Genomic DNA, 18,637 nt, shown 5'->3' with positions numbered 1-18,637 from the left:
CATTGAACATTGAACATTGACTATTGATTAATGGTTTGCTTCGAACTCCTTCATGCAAGCAACGAGGGCGTTGACACCTTCGATGGTCTGAGCATTGTAGCAAGAAGCGCGGAAACCACCAACATCACGGTGCCCCTTAACACCAACCATACCCTTAGATACTGCGAAGTCGAGGAAGTCTTTCTCTAACTCCTTGTACTCAGGAGCCATCACGAAGCAGATGTTCATCAGTGAACGATCGGCCTCCTGAGCGGTGCCTACGAACATCTTGTTGCGGTCAATCTCGCCATAGACAATCTCTGCACGCTGCTGAGCCAGTTTATCCATAGCCTCTACACCACCCTGCTTCTTGATCCAACGCAGGTTCTCGAGTGCGCTGTAGATGGGCACTACAGGAGGTGTGTTGAACATTGAGCCCTTAGACACGTGTGTGCGATAGTCGAGCATAGTAGGGATCTGACGAGGAGCCTTACCCAGAGCATCGTCCTTCACGATCACGATAGTTACACCTGCCATAGCCAGGTTCTTCTGAGCACCGGCATAGATAGCATCGTACTTAGCTACGTCGATAGGACGGCTGAAAATGTCGGAAGACATATCGGCAATCAAGCGAACGGGCACGTCGAGATCCTTGCGAAGCTCAGTACCGTAGATAGTATTGTTGGTGGTGATGTGCAGATAGTCAGCATCTGCAGGCACTGTCCAATCCTTAGGAATGAAAGTGTAGTTTGCATCAGCAGAAGAAGCGACCTCAACTACCTCACCGAAAAGTTTTGCTTCCTTCATAGCCTTCTTTGCCCAAACACCAGTGTTCAGATAGGCGGCCTTCTTAATCAAGAAGTTATAAGGAATCATACAGAACTCAAGGGATGCGCCTCCACCAAGGAAGATTACGGAGTAACCCTCAGGAACCTGCAACAGCTCTTTAACAAGCGCTACAGCCTCGTCAACGACGGGCTGGAAATCCTTGGCACGATGGCTGATCTCCATCAGAGAAAGACCAGAACCATTGAAGTCTAAACACTGTTTAGCGGTGGCCTCAATGACTTCGCGAGGAAGCATCGAAGGGCCGGCATTAAAGTTGTACTTCTTCATAAAATTGTTTGATTAATTATTTAGTTTAATAACCTTTTTCTTAAAAACGTTGCGAAATTACAATTTTATTTTTAAACCAGCAAATATTTTGGCATAAATTAATGCAAAACCGCACTTTTCCTATCATATTGTCAACTCAACGTATCAAATCTTTAATAATTTGCATTTCTAGCGCACAGGTTCCAGGATTGTGCGCACGCCTTTTATTTTCTCGCCGCGCGTCATCCTGATGACCTGCTGCAGCTTCTCGCGCTTCACAGCGACATAGGCATAGCGCTCGGCCACGTCTATACGCCCGATTTCGGAGGTCTGCAGCCCCCCCTTCTTGCAAAGGAAGCCCACGATGTCGCCCTTCGATATCTTGTCTTTCTTGCCTTTACCGATATAGAGCGTTGTCATGCGTGGTGCCGAAGGCTTCTCGTTGGTAACCTCCACCTCATAGCTCTCCACACCAGCTTCCACAAATTCGGGCAGGTGTTCTTCGGGACCTATCAGGAAGAACGTCTTTCCCGAGGCATCCCAGCGGGCGGTGCGCCCCACGCGATGCACGAGTGCTTCCTCGTTGAGGGGCAAGTGATAATGAATGATATTATCGATTTGCGGAATGTCGAGACCACGAGAGGCCAGATCAGTAGATACCAGCACCGTAGCTGACCCGTTTGAAAACTTATACAGAGCATCCTCGCGCTGTCGTTGTTCTAAGCCGCCATGAAAAGCACTTGTCACAAACCCTTGCTGGCGCAAGTACTCATCCGTGCGCACCACCGAGTCGCGGTAGTTCAGAAACACGATGCTCTGGCTCTCGCCCAAAGAGAGAAGCAAGCGTGCCAACGTGCCAAGTTTATCTTTCTCAGGACTATCCACCTGATACACCTGCACGCGGTCGTTGACGGGCTCGTCTTCTACCAGATAGTCGAGACGATCCGTGCGTCGCATCTCTACGAACTGAGGTATCTGTTCGGCATCGGTAGCCGAAAGCAGGATGCGACGTTCGAGCGAGGGCAAACTATCTATCAACTTAGACATCTCGTTTTGGAAGCCCATCTCTAGGCACTTATCAAACTCGTCTATTATTATATATTTAATATGGTGTGCGTCAATATTACCCTTGTCCAGATGGTCATTCAGTCGACCAGGCGTACCAAACACCAGTTGCGGACGGTTCTGTTTCAAGACTCTGTGTTCATCCATCGTCGCACGGCCACCATAACAGCTCTGTGAACGCAGTCCTGAGCCCATCGACTTCAAGACCGCATCCGACTGCATGGCCAATTCGCGACTAGGCAGCACCACCAGCGCCTGAACCTCGCTGCTGGAAGCGTCGAGCAACTGGATGAGCGGCAAAAGATAAGCCAGCGTCTTGCCCGAACCCGTGGGAGAAAGTATCACGACATCATGACGCCCACGCAGGATATGCTCTTCAGCCTCCTGCTGCATCATGCTCAGTTGGTCAATCCCCAACTTTCTCAGTACTTTATTAAGTAATTCATTCCTCATAGCGTTTGCAAAGATACGAAATAATTTATTATCACTATTCCTTAAATCAAGTTTTTTTTCTACCTTTGCACCTATAATTATTTCAGACACGATGCATACAAACACCTCCGACGAACAAACCCTGCAACAGGCCGGCATCAGAGTGACAGCCGTGCGCCTGCTCGTATGGCATTACATACGCCACAACTATACGGATGCCTTCAGTCTTAACGACCTGGAAATGGGCCTTAAGACGGTTGACAAATCAACCCTTTTCCGCACACTGACCCTTCTGAACGAAGCGCACCTGCTTCACGAGATTGACGACGGGTCGGGATCACAGAAATACTGCGTGTGCCATCACGACGACACCCGCCACTGCACGGGTCACGTACACCTGTCGTGTCGCTTGTGCCATCGCACTTACTGCCTGCCCAACGTCAGAATTCCCTCGGTGCCGCTACCCGAGGGCTTCGAGGTGGAAGAAACCGAATATGTGGTGAAAGGCATCTGCGCCAACTGCGCAGGAAAGGAGGGTCACAGATGATCTATGAACTATTGAAGCGCCATTATGGCTACGACACCTTTCGTCCGCAACAAGAGGCTATCATCCGCAACGTACTCAACGGCAAAGACACGCTGGTGCTGATGCCCACGGGCGGCGGTAAGAGCCTCTGCTATCAGATTCCCGCCCTGGCACTGCCCGGCACAGCCATTGTTGTGTCGCCACTGATCAGCCTGATGAAAGATCAGGTGGAGACGCTGAAGAGCAACGGTATTGAGGCGGAAGCCCTCAATTCGAACAACGACTCGACCACCGATACCATCATCCGTCGCAAGTGCGCGATGGGGCAACTGAAGCTACTCTACATCTCGCCTGAAAGACTCTTGGCTGAGATGGATTTTCTTTTGAAACAAATAAACATTTCACTCTTTGCCATCGACGAGGCACATTGCATCAGTCAGTGGGGACACGATTTCCGACCGGAATATACGCAATTGGGAAAACTGCGCGAACAGTTTCCGCGCACGCCCATCATGGCGCTGACGGCCACAGCTGACAAAATTACGCGTCGCGACATTCTGAAACAACTGAAGATGGAAGGCTGCAACGAGTTCATCAGTAGCTTTGATCGTCCAAACCTAAGCCTCTCTGTTAAAAGAGGTTATAAAGAGAAGGAAAAACTTTCTTTTATCCAGAACTTCATCAAGGCGAGACCACTGGATGCAGGCATCATCTATTGCCTCAGCAGGAAGAGCACGGAGAAGGTGGCAGAGCAATTGCGCCGCCTCGGCATACAAGCACTGCCCTACCACGCAGCACTCTCTCCGCAAGAGCGAAGCCACACCCAAGAGCTGTTCAAAAACGACCAAGTGCAGGTGGTTTGTGCCACCGTAGCATTTGGCATGGGAATTGACAAAAGCAACGTTAGATGGGTGATTCATTTCAACATGCCGAAGAGCATTGAAAGCTTCTATCAGGAGATTGGCCGTGCGGGGCGCGATGGAGCCAGTGCCGACACGGTGCTGTTCTATTCGCTTAGCGACATTGTGCAACTGTCGGAGTTTGCCAAGCAAAGCGGACAGCAAGACATCAACATGGACAAGTTACACCGTATGCAAGAGTATGCTGAGTCGAGCATTTGCCGAAGACGCATCCTGCTAAACTACTTTGGCGAACAGATGGATCACGACTGCTGCAACTGCGACATCTGTCAGAATCCGCCCCAGCGCTTCGATGGTACCAAGCTCTGCCAGATGGCACTCAGCGCCATCAAACGCACCAACGAGCAAATACGCATATCAACAACAGTAGAGATAGTGAAAGGCATGCATTCGCCCGAGGTCAAAAAGATGGGCTACGACCAGCTGAAGACCTTTGGTGTGGGCAAAGACCACACCATCAACGACTGGCAGGACTACCTGTTGCAGATGCTGCAGTTGGGACTCATCGAGATAGCCTACGACGAGAAGCAACACGCCAAGATCACCCCACTGGGCGAAGAGGTACTTTACGGACGCAAGCAGATAGACCTGTGCGTGATAGATCGCAGCACGAAAGAGGCCACCACCCGCCGCACGAAGCACAAGTTGCAACTGCAGATACCCGCTATCACCATTCCCGGATTGGCTGCCACCACGGGCACAGAAGACCCTAAACTGTTTGAAGCCCTCAGACAGTTGCGAATGCTCTGCGCCCAGGAAGAGAACATGCCACCCTATATCGTGTTCAGCGACAAAGTGCTCCACTCGCTGGCCACCATCAAGCCCACCAGCATCGAGCAGTTTGGCTTCATTTCGGGCATCGGTGAGTTCAAGAAAGTGAAGTACGGCCAACGCTTCGTCAGTCTCATCCAAAAGTTTGTGTAAGGATTGTCACTCCCTATGTAATTAGAGAAAATTAGTATAATATTTTGCTTTTTGCCTAATTATTATTAATTTTGCACGCGAATAAGGAAATAGACGATGAACGATATAAAGAAAATAGTCCTCACGGGCGGACCATGCGCAGGCAAAACGACCGCATTGGTGCGCATCATTGAACATTTCTCTAATTTAGGATATAAAGTATTTACTATCCCAGAAGTACCCACCCTCTTCACACAAGCCGGTATGAACTACCTGACGAAGAACAAGGGTTTCTTCTATGAAGGCGAGAAAGCAACACTCGAGATTCAGTTGGCACTTGAGGACAAATTTATGCGTATGGCACAGGAATGCACCGAGCAACCTTGCCTCATTGTCTGCGACCGCGGCACTATGGATATCTCTGCCTACATGAATCCCGAAACATGGGCAGACATCACACGTGCCGTGGGCACCACATCTCCCGAACTGCGCAATCGCTATGACGCCATCCTTCACTTGGTGTCGGCAGCCGATGGAGCTGAGCAATACTACACCACAGCCAACAACGCCCAGCGCAACGAGCCGATGACGGAAGAAGGCCTGAAGATAGCACGCTCACTAGACAAGAAGGTGATTCGTGCCTGGAACGGTCATCCCCACTTGCGCGTCATCAACAACCACGACGACTTTGAAGCAAAGATGCGCCGAGTGCTGAAAGAGATCAGCAGCGTGCTAGGCCTGCCCCAACCCATTGAGGAGGAGCGCAAATACATCGTGGAAGTGACGGGACAACTGCCCGAAGACTGCATAGAAAGCGACATCACACAGACATACCTACAGGGAGAACCCGGGACAGAGATACGTCTTCGCAAGCGTGCATGGGACGGCAAGTATGTGTATGTGCACACCACCAAGAAGCAGCAGTCGGCAACAGAAGAGCTAGTCGTAGAACGCCAAATCAACAACAGCCTCTACGAGATGTTGCTAGGCCTAGCCGACCCCAGCAGAAAGACCATTCGCAAGCATCGCCACAGTTTCATCTGGCAGGGACAATTCTTTGAGGTGGACACCTTTCAGGATCAACTGCATGGTCTTATCATTCTCGAGACGAAAGGCATTGCCCAGGGCGAACCCGTGAAGTTCCCACCATTCCTGAAAGCCATCAAGGACATCACCGGTGACAAGGAATACTACAACTTTAACTTAGCAAAGAAATAGACATTTAGGAAATACATACATAAACAATCATGATAGTAGATAAGATCAATCAACTCCTTCAGCAGGTCGACGAGCTGAAGGCGAAGAATGCAGAGGAAGTGGAGCAGCTGCGACTGAAGTACCTGAGCAAAAAGGGTGAAATCACAGAGCTGATGAACGACTTCCGCAACGTGCCCGCAGAGCAGAAGAAAGAAGTGGGTATGAAAATCAACGAGTTGAAGCAGCGCATCACAGAGCGCATCAACCAACTGCGAGAGGCTACTGCGACTCAGGAGACAGGCAACGAGCAAATAGACCTGACAAGAACACCCTATCCCATAGCGCTGGGCACACGTCATCCGCTGACCATTGTCACCAACGAGATTATTGATATATTCAGCCGCATGGGCTTCGTCTTGGCCGACGGCCCCGAGGTGGAGGACGACCTGCACGTGTTCACCAAGATGAACTTTGCTGCCGATCATCCTGCACGCGATATGCAAGATACATTCTTCGTGAGTCAACATCCCAACGATGTGACAAAAAACATCCTGCTGCGTTCGCACACCTCTTCGGTGCAGGCACGCATCATGGAGCAGATGCACACCGAGGACGGCAAGCTGACGGCTCCTATCCGCGTGATTTGCCCAGGACGCGTCTATCGCAACGAGGCCATCACGGCTCGTGCCCACTGCTTCTTCCACCAAGTGGAAGGTCTGTATATCGACAAGAACGTGTCGTTTACCGACCTGAAGCAGGTGCTGCTGTCGTTTGCACGCGAGATGTTTGGCGCCGACACCAAGATTCGCTTACGTCCTTCCTACTTCCCATTCACCGAGCCTTCTGCCGAAATGGACATCTCATGCTTCATCTGCGGTGGCGAGGGTTGCGGCTTCTGCAAGCACACCGGATGGGTTGAGATTCTGGGATGCGGCATGGTGGACCCCAACGTGCTGGAGCAGTGCGGCATTGACTCTAAGGAATATTCGGGCTATGCCTTTGGCATGGGCGTAGAACGCATCACTAACCTGAAGTATCGCGTCAGCGACCTGCGCATGTTCTCTGAGAACGACACCCGCTTCCTCGAGGAGTTTCAGGCAGCAGAGTAAACAAGGAAAAAAAGTAATACGATTAACCGAGCACGATGGCTCTTTCCTACAGAGCCTAACGCTCAGGAAAATAAAGAAGGTTGGCACTTACATATGAGTGCCAACCTTTATTTTATGCGCGCTAACGCCTATTTGACGCATTAACGCTGTGAGCGTCGTTATTTCCACACAAGCTGACGACCAATCTGATCGTAGATAAATGTATAGTGTGCGCGGCTCTCGGCATCGGCAGCCGAAGCTGCAGCCACCTTAGCTTTCTTCTGCAGCTGCTGCAGCGTGTAGAGCACTGCTGGGCGTACCACCCTATTATTTGAATTATTAAAGGCTATCAAGCTAGAGAGCATGCTCTTCTGCAGCGCCATACGATAGGGAGAAACCTTTCGGCCGGCATTAAGCTCGGTGAACACCAGTTTGCTCAGATCCGTTAGATACTGCTGAGCAGTATAAAGCTCGTTCAACTCATACACACGATTCATCATCATCAACATGACGGATTCGCCGATAGAGGTAGACAAATGCTGAGGATCGGTAACCAGACGCTTGGCATAGGCCACATTGCGTAGCCACATGGGCTCGTGCAGCACCTGCTCGTCGAGGAACTTCAGTGCAGCCTTCTGCTTGGCCACGGGCTGTGGCTCAAACATATTACCCTCCATGCCCTGCGTTTTGGGCTCAACTAGATAACCACCGATATTACGAGCCACGTGGCCACAATAGCGATAGAACTGATTTATGATCTGGTTATACATCGTTGACAGGTCGTTACCGTAGATATCCTTCTCGTCGTCCTTCGTATATTCAGGGAGATTCTGAGCAAGACGCTTCAGGTTGAGAATGCCATAATAGCTAGCTTTCACGGCATCATCGCCCAGGTCCTCTGTCTGACGGCGAGGGTCTCTGTGTTCACCTTCGCCATCGCCCCACCACAAACGGCGGTTCTTCAGCGACTCCAGAACCAGTGGTTCCAGCATCTTGTGATCCTCCAGCTCGTCCTTAGCTTCGAGCATGGGTTTATAACCCCATGCGATGGCCCACATATCATAGTCGCCAATACGGGGGAAGATGCCCTCACGGCTGATGCCGTCCTCGGGCTGTGCTACGTAGTTGAAGCGGGCATAATCCATGATACTGGGTGTGTGGCCGTGAGCCTCTACCCACGACTTATTGCGCAGGTTCTCTACAGGCACAGTGCTTGAACTGCCGAAGTTATGACGAAGACCCAGCGTGTGGCCCACTTCGTGAGAGCTGACGAAACGAATCAGCTGACCCATCAGTTCCTCGTCGTAGTTCATCTTCTGGGCAGCCTCGTCGATAGAGCTGGCTTGAATCATATACCAGTCGTGCACCAGCGACATCACGTTGTGATACCAGCAAATGTGACTCTCCAGTATCTCACCCGTGCGAGGGTCGTGTACGTTAGGACCATAAGCGTTGGCAATGGGGCTAGCCAGATAGCGAATACAGCTGTAGCGAGCGTCCTCCATACTCATGGTGCTATCGTTCTCGGGCCATTCGCGAGCCTGTATGGCATTCTTGAAGCCGGCCTTCTCGAAAGCTTTCTGCCAGTCTTCTACACCCATGATCAGATACTTGCGCCACTGCTTAGGCGTTGCGGGGTCGATGTAATAGACAATGGGCTTCACGGGTTCTACGAGCTCGCCATTTTTCATCTTCTCCACATCCTCAGGACGGGGCTCCAGGCGCCAGCGTGTGACAAACGTCTTGCTTTCTACGCGCTGCTGATTGTCGTCATAACTATTGAAGCGATCGGTGAAGTAGCCCACACGAGGGTCAAAGTAGCGTCGCATCATGGGCTTCTCGGGCAGCAGCACAAAGCTGATGTTCAATCCGAAGGTGACCTTACCGGTGCTGGCTGCTGAGGGCAGTGCCCTGCCCATAGAGGCATAGGTCTTCACCGTGCGCACCTCAGTGTTCATGGGGAACGACTTGATGTCCTCAATGTAGCTCATATCGCCCAGCATAGCCTGCAACTCAAATTGTTTTTTGACATACTGAGGCAGGGCCATCGCCACATTGTCTTGATTAAAGAACTGTGTGACCTTGATCTTGTACATGCCGTTCTTATGGCTTTCAATTCTGAACGAGCCAATGATGGGGTTCTCGTTACTGATAGTGATAGCACGGCTGATCTTATCTACGCTATCGGCCACATTTATAATAAGGTTGGCACGCAGCAGCAACTGGTTGTCTACTCCCTTCTGGAAATAGACGGTCTGCTCGTTGACCTGTTCACCACCGAAGATGCCGCTAGATGCCGGCGTACTGGTGTAGCGCGTGGTGGTCAGGAACTGACGTCCGATCAGGCTGTCGGGAATCTGGAAGAACCAGTCGTTCTTCTCCTTCGTTACGTGAAAGAGGCCCTTACGATCAACCTGTGGTCTCTCTACCCTCACCGAATCCTTTCGCTGAGGCACCTCTTTCTTTTTCTTTTTAAACAAGCTGAAAGACGTTTTCTTGGCCTTCTTACCGACCTTTTGTTCGGTCTTTGCCTTTTCCTTCTTTTCTTTCTTATCTTTAGCCACAGCAGGCGACGACACCAGCAAGGCTGCAGCCAACAAGACACTGAAATAATTAATGGACATTGTTAAATAAATAATATAGATTGATTAATAAAATATAACATCGCAAGATTGGTTTCTTATCACCATTTTTAGCTACAGCATTTGTAATTAATTAAAAACCGTTTAGTCTTCATTTTTCAGTGTGTAAAGTTACAAAATAAAAACAACACACAGGCCACTCTGCATGTTTTTATTAATAATCTTATCGATTTTTAATATAAATTAAGTTGTTGCAAATAAATCAAGGTTTAGAAAGCATTCAACCCTACCTAAGAAAGGCATACTGCTATTGCTAACGTAACATCGTGACAAAGTGTCACTTTTTTACTAAAACACAACGACAGGTATCTCCCTATCTAAAAGGACAACAATTAAGATACAAGAGTAACGTTATTACCACCTCATAGTGCCACTATAAGCAGCCAATAGCGGCACTCCTACATCAATGTTGCACAACTACAATATCTGTGCCAAATGACCCATATGCTGAAAAAATCTCGAAAGCCCCGTGTACACTGATGTTAGAAAGAAAAGTTTTTCATAATAAAACTAAAATAATTGTCAAACTCCGAAAAAATTTGTATCTTTGCAAACGATATGAAAACATAGTAATTAAAGAGCAAATCCGAGATTCGCTTATTAGCAAAAAGAACAGAACGAACGACACACGGAAGATTCGAGAAACCACATAAGAAAGTAAACAAACTTTCGAGAAACCATATAAGAAAGCAAACAAACTATAGTGTTAGAAAAGATAAATAGAGATCTGTCGCTGAGAATTAGCCTGCTGGCGGTGCTGTCTATGACAACATTGCTTGTGCTATCGCTATCTGTCATGCTGGTAAAAACAAAAGAGGCCATCATGGAAGACGCCGAAAAACGAGCAGAAAACACGCTGCAGGGAACTTCGGAAAACATTGACAACATACTGCTCAGCGTGGAAGAAACTGCGGGCAACATGCTTTTCAACATGATGTACTATCTGGGACGTCCTGAGAGAATGTATACCTACTGCCAGCAGCTGATTGAGGCCAACCCCTACGTGACGGGATGCGTCATCGCCATGCAGCCGGGCTACTACAAGCAGGAACCCTACTTCATGGTGTATATGCACCGACTGGAGACCAGCGATCAACCTGGATCTGACTCGCCCATCATCCGCGACAACCGACTGCCCACACGCCCCTACTTCGAACAAACATGGTGGAGAAAAGCACACAACGAGCGACATGCCATCTGGCTGAACCCACAGGAAGACAGCGAAACGGGCGATGAACCATTCATATCGTACTGCATGCCCATTCCCGATGCCAACATGAAGACCATCGGCGTGGTGCGCATGGATGTGTCCATGGGGCTGCTGTCCAACATTGTGGCTGCTGCCAAGCCCTCTACTCACTCTTTCTGCGCTGTACTCGACAAAGACGGCTCGTTCATCGTGCACCCCAATGGTAGCCACTTGATACCGCACACGGCCGACAAGCTGCAGGGCGAGTCGCTCAAGAAAGTGGTGGACGACATGAAAAGCGGCAAGTCGTCGCACAACATCCTAAACTTCAACGACAACCAGTATTATGCTTTCTATAAGCCTTTTATGCACGCCAAAGCGCCTTATCGCGTGAATGAGAACTCGGGATGGAGCATCGGCATAGCCTACTCGGTGGACGACATCTACAGCGAGTACAACAGCGTGTTCAAGATGGCCGTGACGCTGGGCTTCATGGGACTGGTGCTGATGTTCGTCTTTGCACTCATCATCCTGCGCCACCAGCTGAAGCCGCTAAGCACCCTCAGCAACCAGGCAAAGCGAATAGCACTGGGCCACTACGACCGCCAACTGCCTAAGAACAAACGCCACGACGAGGTGGGCCGACTGCACAACGGCGTGGAGCGCATGCAGCTGGCACTGGCCAAGCACATTGGCGAACTGGAACAGCAAATCAACATGTTGCATGAGCGCAATAAGGTGTTGCACAAGGCATACAATCAGGCACGAAAGGCCGATCTGCTGAAGGTGGCCTTCCTGCACAACGTCACCAACCAGATGATAAAACCCGCACAAGATATTGACAACTACGTGGAGCAACTGAGGCAGATGGACGGCAACACCGAGGGACAAACGGCTGCCACACTGGCCGACAGCATACAGGAAAACGGCTACAGCATCACCAAGACACTGAACCACATACTGAGCCTGTCTGAAGAAGATATGAGAAGGGAGGTGGAGAGCCATGAATAACTTCCTAAAGAAATCATTCTCGGCAAAGATCAGCCTGAGCCTGCTCATATTGTCGCTTCCGCTATTCCTAGCCTCGGTTGGTGTGCTGTTCGTGCAAACACGAAGAATCGTGAAAGACCAATCGGTGGAGCGAGCCAACGGCACACTCTACACCACCATGCAACTGCTGAAACGCTATCTGATAACCGCCGAGTCGGCCACCAACTCAAACAGTTGGATGGTGGAAGAGGCGCTGAAACCCGACTCGCTGCTAGCCTTCTCGCAGCGCATCGTATGGATGAACCCCGATCTGGGCGGATGCTCCATATCCATGGAACCCGATGTGATAGACACAAGCATAAAGCCCTACTCCGTCTATACCGGGCGCAACGGCAAAGAGCTACAAACCGTGGTGGGCAAAGAATGCGAGCAGACGAACGTCATCAAATACAAGATACCACGCTACCTGAAGAAACCCTGTTGGGAGGTGTACTACAACCCCGCAGACTCACTGCCCTACACGCTGGACGGCATGGTGGCTTCGTATCATAAGCCACTCTACGACAACACCAAAAAGCGCTTTGCCGGCATCATCTCTACAGACCTATCCATGAATCTGCTCTCGGAGAAGATTGCTAAGATCAAGCCCTATCCACACTCGTACTTCATGATACTCGACGAGGACGGACACTACCTCATACACCCCGACTCTACCCGACTGATGAACAAGACCATTTTCAGCGAAAAGACGCCTGAAAATGACGCCGATATCATCGCACTGGGACACGAAATGACCAAAGGGGCCACAGGGCGCATGAACATCGAGATAGACGGCGAAAAAGCACTGGTGTGCTATCAACCTGTGCCCGGCACCACGTGGACATTGGCCGTGGTGTGCCCCGAGCGCGACATACTAAAGAGCTACACACAGTTGAAACACATCGTGACACTGCTGCTGCTCGTGGGCCTCTTCATCACAGCACTGACCTGCCACCGTGTGGCCAAGCGCAGCATGCGACCACTAAAGAAAATGCTGAAGAAAGTCAACGAGATCACCAATGGCAACATGGAGGTGCACATCGGCAAGAGCAACCGCACAGACATCATTGGCGAACTGCAAAACAGCTACAGCAAGATGCTGAACTCGCTGAATTTCTATATGGGCAGCGTGCGCTATACCACCGAACAAACCGAAAAGCGCAACAAGGAACTGGAGAAGGCCACCGAAAAGGTGCTGGAGGCCGACCGCCAGAAGACAAAGTTCATACAGAACATGACACACCAGGTGCGCACGCCGCTGAACATCATCATGGGATTTGCACAGGTGCTCAACACTGAGACCAACCACAAACAGCCTACCATCACCCCCGATGAGATCAGAAAGATAGCCGACACGATGTATAAAAACTCGAAGTGCTTGATCCGCATGATGCTGATGCTCTTCGACAGTTCTGACACCGGCAAAGAGGCCCTGAAGAACACGACCATCGATGAGATGGTGAACCCCAACGAGATGTGCCACGAGATTATAGACTTTGTACGAAAGGTCTACGACTACGTGCCCATCGCTTTCAAGACCGAGTTGCCAGCCAAGTTCTATATCAAGGCCAACGAGATGAAACTGAGATACAGCGTGTCTGAGATGCTGCAGAACGCCATACGACACTCAGACGGAAAGAACATCCTAATGGACATACGCTTGGTGAATGAGCACGTGCAATTCATCGTGCAAGACACCGGCAAAGGCATCTCGGCAGACGACCAGCAGCGCATCTTCAAATTCTTCGACAAGGTGGACGAGTTCACCGATGGATTGGGCTTAGGTCTGCCGCTAATCAAGATGCACGCCAAACAAATGGGAGGCGACTTCTGGCTGGATACCAACTACACCGATGGGTGCCGTTTCATCCTCGAAATGCCCTTGTAGTCAGCGCAAAGCCACACACGCCAACACCATCGAAGAGAAAAATAATTGCCTTTTTATTTGGTAGAAAAGTAGAATCTTTGTATATTTGCCATTGAAATATGCAAAGAATTACTAACCTTGTGAAAAAAAACTTATCACTTAAGATAAGTGTGATAAGCGTGTTATCTATGGGTATACTGCTCATGGCATCACTAGTTTTGATTCTGCATTACTCAAAAAGAGAAGTCAGAAACGACACCATACAGAAGGCTTCTCAGACACTCGATGCCACCATCTCAAGCATAGACAACGTGATGCTGACAGTGGAACAAACCACTGGCAACATCTACATCGCCCTACAACCCTTCATTGACAACCCAGAGAAGGTGCGCGAATACGCACAGAAAATCGTGGACACCAATCCTTGCGTCATCAGTTGCAACATCACGTTCGACAAAGACTATCTGCAACAAGACTGGCTCAGCGTGCCCTTGCAGACAGGACTGCCTACATGGAAAAACCGCCGCACCGAGCGAGACGAAAACAAAGAACCCATCATCACCTATATCATGCCTATGACAGACCGTCAGGGCGTGATCACGGTGGACATGTCTCTCAATCTCCTGTCGAAAATCGTGCTGGAAGCCAAGCCCTCAGAACACTCGTACTGCATCCTCCTGGATAGCGACGGCTCATTTATCGTGCACCCCAACAACCAGTTACTGAACAACGAGACGGTATTCGACATCTACGAACATTCGGCAGACAAACATATCAGCGAGGCGGCCCACAAGATGGTGACGGGCGAAAGCGGATACATGCCCTTCAGCATCGACGGCACACGCTTTTTTGTATTCTACAAACCCTTTGAACGCAGCTATCTGCCACACCTCTACAACGACGATATGAACTGGAGCGCAGGCATCATCTATCCCGAAGAAGACATCTATGGCGAATACGACACGCTGAAAATCGAGACAATAGCCATCGCCATCATAGGACTTATCATGATGTTCCTCTTCTGCTACGCCATCATCAACCAACAATTGAAGCCGCTGCAGATGCTGACGGAGAGAGCCGAAAGTCTGGCAAAGGGAAAATACGACGAACCCATACCCGACACGCATCATCACGACGAGATAGGACGACTGCAAAGCAACTTCCAGCAAATGCAGAAACGACTGGCTATGCATACAGAAGAGGTGGAACAGCTGACCAACAACTATCGTAAACACGGTGAAGAACTGAGCGACGCCTACGACCGAGCTAAAAAGGCCGATCAAACAATGACGGACTTCATGCACAACATGACCAACCAGATGATTCCGCCGGCACACGCCATCTTCAACGACGTGAAAGAACTATCCGACTTCCGACAGAACAAGGGAAGTAAAAGCCTAGACGAAATGGCTAGCGACATAGAACACAACAGCCAAGTCATTACCGAACTGCTGAGTAACCTGCTCTATAAGTCGGACAACGACAGAAGAAAGGAGGCCCCCGATGAATAGAATACGCAAATCCTTCTCGGCCAAACTCTGCATCACACTGCTGCTGCTGGGTGTGCCTATCTTCTTGACCACACTTGGCGTGCTGTTCACCAAATCACACAACATGGTACGCAACGAGGCCATCGGACGCGCCAACAGTATCCTGTCGGCCACGGTGCAAAAACTGGAACGCCAGCTGATGGCCATCGAGACCGCCACACACGCCTATCAATGGATGGTGAAACGCCACTCGAACACCGACTCACTGCTGGCCATCACCAACCGCGTGGTAACACTGAACCCACGCGTGGACGGATGTTCCATCAGTGCTGAGCCCTATGAATACAGCAATTTTGGGAAATACATGTCCGTTTACACCATCAGGAAAAACGACACCATACAGTCGGTTTATGAAGAAGACTACGACTACCACAGCCAGAAATGGTACTCCTCTCCTAAGACAAAAGGGCCTCGCTGGGTGGCTTACTCCGATCAAGACGACACACTGGGATTGACACTCGACGGCATGATAGCATCCTACGGCATGCCGCTCTACGACAACGACAGCACCATTTGGGGCATCATCTCCAGCGACCTGTCGCTGCTCAGGTTGTCTATCATGATGCAGAAAGAGAAGCCCTACCCCAACTCCTACGTGATGATGATAGACGAGGACGGACGCTACTTCGTGCATCCCAACACGTGGCTGCTGTTCAAACACACCATCTTCGAGAATATCGACAAAGAAGAGCATGCCGACATCATTGCATTGGCCTACAAAATGACCAACGGCAAGGAAGGCAACATGAACGTGACTATCGACGGTGAGCGTTGCCTGGTGTGCTATAAGCCCGTGCCGGGCACCACATGGAGTCTCGCCATCGTTTGTCCAAACAACGAAATTCTGGCAGGCTATCACCAATTGACAGCCATCGTCATCGCACTGATTATCTTCGGGCTCATCATCATCATGACACTGAGCTACAAGACAGCATCCGAAGCCATGAAGCCCCTGCATGCATTGCTGGAGAAAACACAATGCATTGCCGACGGCAATATGGAGGTATTTGTGTCGAAGAGCAAGTCAACCGACATCATTGGCCAATTGCAAAACAGCTTCGCCACGATGGTGCAATCAATGAACATACACATGGGCATCGAACAATACACCATAGAACAAACCGCCAAACGAAACGAAGAACTGTCGAAAGCCATCGAACAAGCACAGGAGGCCGAAAAACAGAAAACCATCTTCATACAGAACGTGACACATCAGATACGCACGCCACTGAACATCATCGTAGGTTTCATTCAGGTGTTGAGCGATACGACCATCAACACAAGCGACACTCCCTTGAACGACGACATATCGGAAGAAGACGCCAAAAGCATCATCAACACCATGTTTCACAACGCCGTAATGCTCTATCGTATGGTATTAATGCTCTACGACAGCTCAGACACCGGTATGTCTCAAGAATTGATGACCACCGCACGTCATGAAACCGTGAACTGCTACACCTTGGCACAGGAAACAATCAAGTATATCTCACGTTCATTCCCAGAGTCTCACATCGACATTGTGATGAATGTGCCACAAAATCAGACCATTCGCACAAACCACCTGTTTATGATGCGCACCTTACGAGAGATTATCTATAACTCAGCAAAATACTCCGATGGTCAGCACATCAAATTGATTATAGAGCAAACCGACACCACCGTCAAATTCATCGTAGAAGACATCGGAAAAGGCATCAGCGAAGAAATACGCGAGCAGATGTTCAAGTTCTTCACCAAAGTTGACGTACTGTCCGAAGGTCTTGGACTGGGGCTGCCCCTTGCTAAGCGACATGCCCAGAACCTAGGTGGCGACCTGACACTCGACACCACCTATACCGAAGGATGCCGCTTCGTCATCGAAGTACCAAAATAGAAAAAAAGGCATTGGAAGTCTTATAAGCCACACATCATCCTCCCCACCGAGGGGAAGGCGGGGCACAGACTTCATATATCACCCAAAAATTTGGTGGAAAACAAAAGTTTTTGTACCTTTGCACTAAACTTAATAAACTATAGTTTTAGGAAACATACATGAAACAGACCATCCTCGTTACTGGCGGAACCGGATTCATCGGTAGCCACACCACCGTAGAGCTGCAAGAAGCAGGCTACGAAGTAGTTATCATCGACAACCTGTCGAACTCTAATGCTAATGTCGTTGACGGCATCGAAAAGATCACAGGCAAGCGCCCTGCCTTCGAGAAGGTAGATTGCTGCGATATGGAAGCACTGGAAGGCGTATTCAAGAAATACCCCAACATCGAGGGTATCATCCACTTTGCTGCATCGAAAGCCGTGGGCGAAAGCGTAGAGAAGCCCCTGCTCTACTATCGCAACAACTTGAGTAGCTTAATCAACCTGCTGGAACTGATGCCAAAGTACAACGTGAAGGGCATCATCTTCTCTTCATCATGCACCGTCTATGGTCAGCCTTCAGAAGAGAACCTGCCCGTGACAGAGAATGCTCCTATCCAAAAAGCGCTGTCACCCTACGGCAACACCAAGCAAATCAACGAGGAGATTATCCAAGACTATATTCACAGCGGCGCGCCCATCAAGAGCATCATCCTGCGCTACTTCAACCCCATCGGTGCACACCCATCAGCTCTGATCGGTGAACTGCCCAATGGAGTACCCATGAACCTCATTCCCTTTGTCACACAGACAGCTATCGGCATCCGCCAGCAGCTGAAGATCTTCGGCAACGACTATGGCACACCCGACGGCACCTGCATCCGCGACTACATCTACGTGGTTGACCTGGCTAAGGCACACGTTAAGGCTATGGAGCGCGTACTCGACAAGCCCGAGACAGACGCCGTAGAGGTGTTCAACATCGGTACCGGCAAGGGATTGTCAACACTTGAGGTTGTACAGGGCTTTGAGAAGGCCACTGGCGTGAAACTGAATTGGACCTATGCACCACGTCGCGAAGGTGACATCGAAAAGGTATGGGGCAATGTAGATAAGGCCAACAAGGTGCTTGGTTGGAAGGCCGACACCCCAACAGAAGAGGTACTGAAGACCGCTTGGCGCTGGCAGCAGAAGCTGCGCGAAGACGGCATTCAATAAAAGAAACAGTCGTCTATAAAAGGACACTGATTTTGTGTTTGTGTTGTGATGGGTCCCGATGAGAATCGAGACCCATTTTA

12 protein-coding genes are annotated in these 18,637 nt (G+C 49.9%); 9 read left to right on the top strand and 3 right to left on the bottom strand.

The window, feature by feature from the left end; all coding sequences use genetic code 11:
• Nucleotides 1-27: 27 nt before the first annotated feature.
• Both serC and T496_RS0105140 read right to left on the bottom strand, forming a co-directional pair.
• Nucleotides 28-1,095: a 3-phosphoserine/phosphohydroxythreonine transaminase gene (gene serC / locus T496_RS0105145; RefSeq protein ID WP_027449800.1), complete on the bottom strand. Its 1,068-nt coding sequence runs from the start codon at nucleotides 1,093-1,095 to the stop codon at nucleotides 28-30.
• 168 nt (nucleotides 1,096-1,263) lie between these two features.
• Nucleotides 1,264-2,592, bottom strand: coding sequence for a DEAD/DEAH box helicase (locus T496_RS0105140; protein ID WP_027449799.1), 1,329 nt, complete (start codon nucleotides 2,590-2,592; stop codon nucleotides 1,264-1,266).
• A gap of 91 nt (nucleotides 2,593-2,683) precedes the next feature.
• Here T496_RS0105140 and T496_RS0105135 point away from each other — a divergent pair, with 91 nt between their 5' ends.
• The 4 genes from T496_RS0105135 to pheS all read left to right on the top strand — a co-directional run bounded on the left by T496_RS0105135 (nucleotide 2,684) and on the right by pheS (nucleotide 7,226).
• Complete coding sequence (locus T496_RS0105135; protein ID WP_027455681.1) at nucleotides 2,684-3,118, top strand: Fur family transcriptional regulator; 435 nt, start codon at nucleotides 2,684-2,686, stop codon at nucleotides 3,116-3,118.
• A complete protein-coding gene (gene recQ, locus T496_RS0105130) occupies nucleotides 3,118-4,941 on the top strand; it encodes a DNA helicase RecQ (protein WP_027449797.1) in 1,824 nt (607 codons plus the stop codon). The genes T496_RS0105135 and recQ overlap by 1 nt, the downstream gene beginning before the upstream one ends.
• A gap of 96 nt (nucleotides 4,942-5,037) precedes the next feature.
• The gene (locus T496_RS0105125) at nucleotides 5,038-6,138 is read left to right on the top strand and encodes an AAA family ATPase (protein ID WP_027449796.1); all 1,101 of its coding nucleotides are present in this window, start codon (nucleotides 5,038-5,040) and stop codon (nucleotides 6,136-6,138) included.
• Nucleotides 6,139-6,167: 29 nt separating this feature from the next.
• The gene (gene pheS, locus T496_RS0105120; protein WP_027449795.1) at nucleotides 6,168-7,226 is read left to right on the top strand and encodes a phenylalanine--tRNA ligase subunit alpha; all 1,059 of its coding nucleotides are present in this window, start codon (nucleotides 6,168-6,170) and stop codon (nucleotides 7,224-7,226) included.
• A gap of 158 nt (nucleotides 7,227-7,384) precedes the next feature.
• Here the strand turns inward: pheS and T496_RS13515 are convergent, their stop codons facing one another.
• Nucleotides 7,385-9,829: a zinc-dependent metalloprotease gene (locus tag T496_RS13515; RefSeq protein ID WP_027455683.1), complete on the bottom strand. Its 2,445-nt coding sequence runs from the start codon at nucleotides 9,827-9,829 to the stop codon at nucleotides 7,385-7,387.
• Between the two features lie 721 nt (nucleotides 9,830-10,550).
• On the opposite strand from T496_RS13515, the gene T496_RS0105110 reads away from it, so the two are divergent.
• From T496_RS0105110 to galE, 5 genes are all read left to right on the top strand, one after another.
• Nucleotides 10,551-12,047 (top strand): HAMP domain-containing protein, encoded by a 1,497-nt coding sequence (locus T496_RS0105110; protein ID WP_155808660.1) that lies wholly within the window; start codon nucleotides 10,551-10,553, stop codon nucleotides 12,045-12,047.
• Complete coding sequence (locus T496_RS0105105; RefSeq protein WP_027449793.1) at nucleotides 12,040-13,953, top strand: HAMP domain-containing histidine kinase; 1,914 nt, start codon at nucleotides 12,040-12,042, stop codon at nucleotides 13,951-13,953. Before T496_RS0105110 ends, T496_RS0105105 begins: the two co-directional genes overlap by 8 nt.
• Before the next feature lie 167 nt (nucleotides 13,954-14,120).
• Entirely contained in the window at nucleotides 14,121-15,443 is a 1,323-nt protein-coding gene (locus T496_RS0105100; protein WP_027449792.1) for a PDC sensor domain-containing protein, read from the top strand.
• Nucleotides 15,436-17,358: a sensor histidine kinase gene (locus tag T496_RS0105095; protein WP_027449791.1), complete on the top strand. Its 1,923-nt coding sequence runs from the start codon at nucleotides 15,436-15,438 to the stop codon at nucleotides 17,356-17,358. The genes T496_RS0105100 and T496_RS0105095 overlap by 8 nt, the downstream gene beginning before the upstream one ends.
• A 158-nt stretch (nucleotides 17,359-17,516) precedes the next feature.
• Entirely contained in the window at nucleotides 17,517-18,557 is a 1,041-nt protein-coding gene (gene galE / locus T496_RS0105090; RefSeq protein ID WP_027449790.1) for a UDP-glucose 4-epimerase GalE, read from the top strand.
• Nucleotides 18,558-18,637 lie beyond the last annotated feature (80 nt).

It is taken from the genome of Xylanibacter brevis P6B11, from assembly GCF_000621825.1.
Lineage (GTDB): Bacteria > Bacteroidota > Bacteroidia > Bacteroidales > Bacteroidaceae > Prevotella > Prevotella brevis.
Note: the sequence above shows the minus strand (reverse complement) of the source record. Positions and strands in the feature narration are given on the sequence as shown.